The 4742-nt window shown below is 38.0% G+C and carries 4 protein-coding genes and 1 rRNA gene; 3 read left to right on the top strand and 2 right to left on the bottom strand.

The annotated features are described in order from the left end of the window. Positions 1-167: 167 nt before the first annotated feature. Positions 168-1265: a tRNA (uridine(54)-C5)-methyltransferase TrmA gene (gene trmA, locus H5087_RS19915; protein WP_182673136.1), complete on the bottom strand. Its 1098-nt coding sequence runs from the start codon at positions 1263-1265 to the stop codon at positions 168-170. Between the two features lie 162 nt (positions 1266-1427). Here trmA and H5087_RS19910 point away from each other — a divergent pair, with 162 nt between their 5' ends. Together H5087_RS19910 and murI are read left to right on the top strand one after the other, a co-directional pair. Then, entirely contained in the window at positions 1428-2567 is a 1140-nt protein-coding gene (locus H5087_RS19910) for a DUF5610 domain-containing protein (protein ID WP_182673135.1), read from the top strand. 65 nt (positions 2568-2632) lie between these two features. Then, the gene (murI, locus tag H5087_RS19905; RefSeq protein WP_182673134.1) at positions 2633-3433 is read left to right on the top strand and encodes a glutamate racemase; all 801 of its coding nucleotides are present in this window, start codon (positions 2633-2635) and stop codon (positions 3431-3433) included. Here murI and H5087_RS19900 read toward each other — a convergent pair. After that, positions 3396-3875 (bottom strand): RNA-binding protein, encoded by a 480-nt coding sequence (locus H5087_RS19900; RefSeq protein WP_024596401.1) that lies wholly within the window; start codon positions 3873-3875, stop codon positions 3396-3398. The genes murI and H5087_RS19900 overlap by 38 nt on opposite strands. Positions 3876-4540: 665 nt before the next feature. On the opposite strand from H5087_RS19900, the gene H5087_RS19895 reads away from it, so the two are divergent. Next, positions 4541-4742, top strand: a 16S ribosomal RNA gene (locus H5087_RS19895); the annotation flags it as partial.

The raw sequence follows: 4742 nt of genomic DNA, 5'->3' as shown, positions 1-4742 counted from the left end.
TCAAGTGTTGCTTGCAGTGCTTGTTCTATATTCACAAAAAAATCCGTAGTTAGTTTCCTAACTACGGATTTTGCATGATCGTTTGGATCGGTCAACCGGTCATTTTCTTAACTGATCGGCATTATCCTTAAGGAGCTTTTTTTATGGGTAACGTTTACTGAACGTATTTATTTGCGCTGTAAGAAAACGCCCGACTCAATGTGATGCGTATAAGGGAACTGATCAAATATAGCAAAGCGCTTAACGTTATGCGTACGTGTTAAGTGATCAAGGTCACGCTCTAGGGTTTCAGGGTTGCACGATATATAAATTATGCTTTCGTAGTTAGCTACTAAGTCACACGTTAATTCATCCATGCCCGCGCGCGGTGGATCAACTAATATGGTTTGGCAGTCATAGCTTTTAAGGTCAATACCCTCTAAACGAGAGAAAGTACGCTCGCCATTCATTGCTTGAGTAAACTCTTCACTCGACATACGAATAATATCTAAGTTCTCTACATTATTTTTAGCAATGTTGTACTGAGCAGAATGAACAGATGATTTTGATATTTCCGTCGCTAATACTTTATTAAAAGAACCTGCTAATGCAATTGAAAAGTTACCGTTACCACAATACAGTTCTAGTAAATCATTTTTAAGTGGTTTACATAAATCTTGTGCCCACTCCAGCATATTAATATTTACTTTTGCATTAGGCTGAGTAAAGCTATTTTCTACTTGTTGATAAATAAGCTCTTGCCCATTAACTGTTAAACGTTCAGTTACAAAGTCATCACCTAGTATTTCTTTTTGTTTGCGAGCACGGCCTATAAAGTCAATTTTGTATTTACTGCTAAGCTTTTCTTTAAGTGCTTTAATTTCACTTAACCATTCATCATCTAGTGGTTTGTGATAAAGCAAGCTTACTAAAATTTCACCGCTTAGCGTTGATAGGTAATCGATTTGAAATAACTTACGGCGTAATATTTCACAAGGCTTAAGATTTTCAATCATCACCTGCATTATTTCACCTACTAGAGGCGCTGCTGGATCAAATGTATCAACACGGATTTTTTCTTTTGTTCGTTGATCAAACATAATGTGAAACAGATCGTCACCGTCGTGCCATACTCTAAATTCAGCACGTTGGCGGTAGTTAGTTGGCTCTGAGCTAAATACTTCTAGTTGCTCCACACCAAAACGTTGAAACTGCGTACTAATGCGCTGCTCTTTTTCACTTAACTGCGCTTGGTACTGTGTGGTATCTATTTTAATAACTGCCATTAACGCTACTACCTTATCTAAGATCTGTTTATCGGCGCTATTGTAGGGAGCGCTGCGTATTTGTCTAGTTTTGGCTAGCATTTATGCTGTTTTATTGAACATTGTACTTTAGTTTTTGTTGTTATAGCCGATAATAAACTACGTACGCTTAGGAGACGAATCATGAAAATAGGTAATTATGGCTTTACGCCAAACAACAACATCAATAAATTCAATAATAAAGCTGATATACAGCAACCTACAATTACGTCTCCTCAAGATAGCTATCAACAACGAGGCCGAGAGTTGGCCGCAAAGGTGCTTGGCGATAAAATGGCTGAGCAGCTTGGATTGCCTATCGCAGAAAAAAAAGCAGATAAACCACTATTTGATTTTGATGAAATAGTAAAAAACGTACTCGATTTTGTAAGTAGTGCTGTTAATAAAGCAAAAGCTAACGGCGCTGATGACGAAAAGCTCAAAGATATGTTAGGCGATGCGCGCAAAGGCGTCCAAATAGGGATTGACGACGCTGTTGATGAACTCAAAGGTACAGGCGTATTTAATGATGACATGGAAGAGGGCATTAATAAGTCCAAAGAGGGAATTTACAATGGGCTGGATAAGTTTGAAGAGTCGTTATTTAACCCACAACCTGCCAGCGTAAATATAAGCCAGGCCCAATACGTCAGTATGACGAGTAATGCAGAGTATAAATTTACTACCGCAGAAGGCGATGAGGTAAGTATTAGCTTTGCTGATGCATTTGAATCTCAATCGGCAAGTGGCTATCAGCAAAATAGTAATAGTGAGTCGTTTGCAAGCTCATCATCGCAATCTCGACAGGTATCATTTTCGATGTCGGTAAATGGTGACTTAAACGAGCAAGAGCAAGAAGCTATTAATGCGATGATGGAAGACTTACAAGATTTAAGTAAAACCTTTTTTGGTGGTGATTTAGATGAAGCATTTGAACAAGCGCAAGAGCTGAGTTTAGACAGCGATCAGCTGGTGGCTTTTTCTATGGATTTACGCCAAACAAAAACAATAGCAACAGTTAAAAGCTATGAAGAATATAAACCAGCACCAGAAAAACAAGTAGCAGAGGGTTTAGCCCCTTTTAATGACGACCTTAAAAATGCTTTTGAAAAAGCGGGTGAGCTTGGATTACAAAATCAGCTAGCTGGCATTCTCCAATGGTTAAATCAAGATCAGGAACAAATAGATAAGTTAGTAGATTACACAAAGTCTATGTTCGAAAACCTTAATCAGTTAAATTCGGCAGCCGACAGGCTTACTGATTTAGAAACCACGCAAAGTTAAACTACTTTCTTTTATAAAAACCTCATGGCAAACTGCCGATCTTAAAGTAAAGTAGGAACGGTAGTTTGTCAGCGCATATAATGGTCTTTGATTCAGGTATTGGTGGAACTACTGTACTTGAACATATCAAGCAAAGTATCCCCAATGCTCAGTACAGCTATTTTATGGATAATGCATTACTACCTTATGGTGCTCAATCCCAACAAACTATAATTAACCGATTATGTTCACTTATTCATTTCATCAAAGCCAACACGCTTAACGTCGATTTAATTGTAATAGCGTGTAATACAGCTTCTACATCTGCACTCAGCGCTGTTCGCCAAATTACGGATATTCCTATTGTAGGTGTTGTGCCAGCAATAAAGCCTGCGGCAGAATTAACACGCTCAAATCATATTGGCTTGTTAGCCACACCGGCAACGGTCGCCAGTTCATACACAAAAACATTAATTGCTGAATATGCACGTAATGTGATCGTTAATCTGTATAGCAGTGTTGAATTAGTAACGTTAGCTGAGGAATGCTTTTTTACAGGCTCTTTAGATACAAATAAGTTGTATCAAGTACTTGATGAACTACATATAGATAAAACAATAGATGTACTTGTACTAGGGTGTACGCACTTTCCGATATTAGCAGAGCCGATTAGTCAGTATTTTGAAGGGAATGTAAAATTACTTGATTCAGGTCTAGCGATAGCAAATAGAGTCAACTTTCTACTTAACCAACTTAACTTATGTGTGGATAAACAAACAGACATAAAAAAGCCGCTGCAATATTATGCAACGGCTGATGTGTTTAGCAATAAGCTAGCGGTAAAGCTAGTTACACTGACTGATCCGTCTCAGTACGTAGAGCATTAGAATCATCTTCTTGTTTTTGTTTTGCTTCACGTACCTTTAAAGTACGTTGTTGGAACTCGCTATCGTTCAAGTTAGCAATTGCATTGTCTGCATCAGCTTGCGCCATTTCAACAAAACCAAAGCCACGACGTTTGCCAGTATTCTTATCCTTTAATAAACGAACATTGAATACTTTGCCTTGTTCTTCAAATAATGCACGAACCACACCTTCGTTTGCACGATAAGGAAGGTTACCAACATAAAGCGTTTTTGTTTTAACTTCAGCTTCTTCAGTCACATCAGATGATATTGCAGCAATAGCAATCGCACCTATTAATAAACCAGCACCAAATAGTAATGCAGGGTTTAAAGCTAAGCCGCCTAAAGCGAACTCAACAACAACAAAACCAACTACAGCAAGAATAACAGAGAAGATAAAAGATTTTTGATCGGGTAATTTCATTTTAGATCTACCAATAAACAGGAAATAAACATTAATTTAACATTGTGAACTTGCTATCTTAACGCCTAAATCAAACATAGCAATGATATTTGTATTAAATAATAAATAAGAGCATAAAAAAGCATCATCTTAGACGGGTTTTCATGTGGTTTTACGTGGTTTTGTTCTATTTTTGTTCGAACAGTAAAAAGATCTAAAAAAAGGGTTGATCTGTTTTCGGATCTCCCTATAATGCGACCCCACTGAGACGGGAAAGGCCAACGCATAGCGAGGCACGAACTACTCAGAGAGTTAAATAAAACTTCGGTTTTAAATCTTCCAAAAGAAAATTTAAAACAAAGTGTTGACTCAAAAAATAAAGGGTGTATTATTCGCATCCCTTGAGACGCTAAAGCGACTCAAAACGTTCTTTAACAATATAAAGCAATCATCTGTGTGGGCACTCGTACAGATTGAGTTCTAACAGCCAAGCTATTTAGGTAGCGAGGCAAACAAATTAGAGTCTCAATTGAAACTGAGTGACCATATGTTATTAAAAGATTCAGCCTTGAGCTGTTTTGATTTTACTTTTTTAAAGTGAAAATAATAACGCACAGTCAATTCGTTTTTGGCAACAAAAACAAAAATTCAGAATTCATTGAGCTGTCGAAAGACATAAAACTTTTTAATTGAAGAGTTTGATCATGGCTCAGATTGAACGCTGGCGGCAGGCCTAACACATGCAAGTCGAGCGGTAACAGAGAGTAGCTTGCTACTTTGCTGACGAGCGGCGGACGGGTGAGTAATGCTTGGGAACATGCCTTGAGGTGGGGGACAACAGTTGGAAACGACTGCTAATACCGCATAATGTCTACGGACCAAAGGGGG

The organism is Pseudoalteromonas sp. SR43-7 (assembly GCF_014163785.1).
GTDB lineage: Bacteria > Pseudomonadota > Gammaproteobacteria > Enterobacterales > Alteromonadaceae > Pseudoalteromonas > Pseudoalteromonas distincta.
The sequence above is the reverse complement of the archived record's forward strand: the minus strand, read 5'-3'. Positions and strand labels throughout refer to the sequence as shown.

Bases quoted from the DNA above. Each gene is read 5' to 3' on its own strand.
- H5087_RS19910 (WP_182673135.1), top strand. From the start codon at position 1,428: ATGAAAATAGGTAATTATGGCTTTACGCCAAACAACAACATCAATAAA.
- trmA (WP_182673136.1), bottom strand. From the start codon at position 1,265: ATGGCAGTTATTAAAATAGATACCACACAGTACCAAGCGCAGTTAAGT.
- H5087_RS19900 (WP_024596401.1), bottom strand. From the start codon at position 3,875: ATGAAATTACCCGATCAAAAATCTTTTATCTTCTCTGTTATTCTTGCT.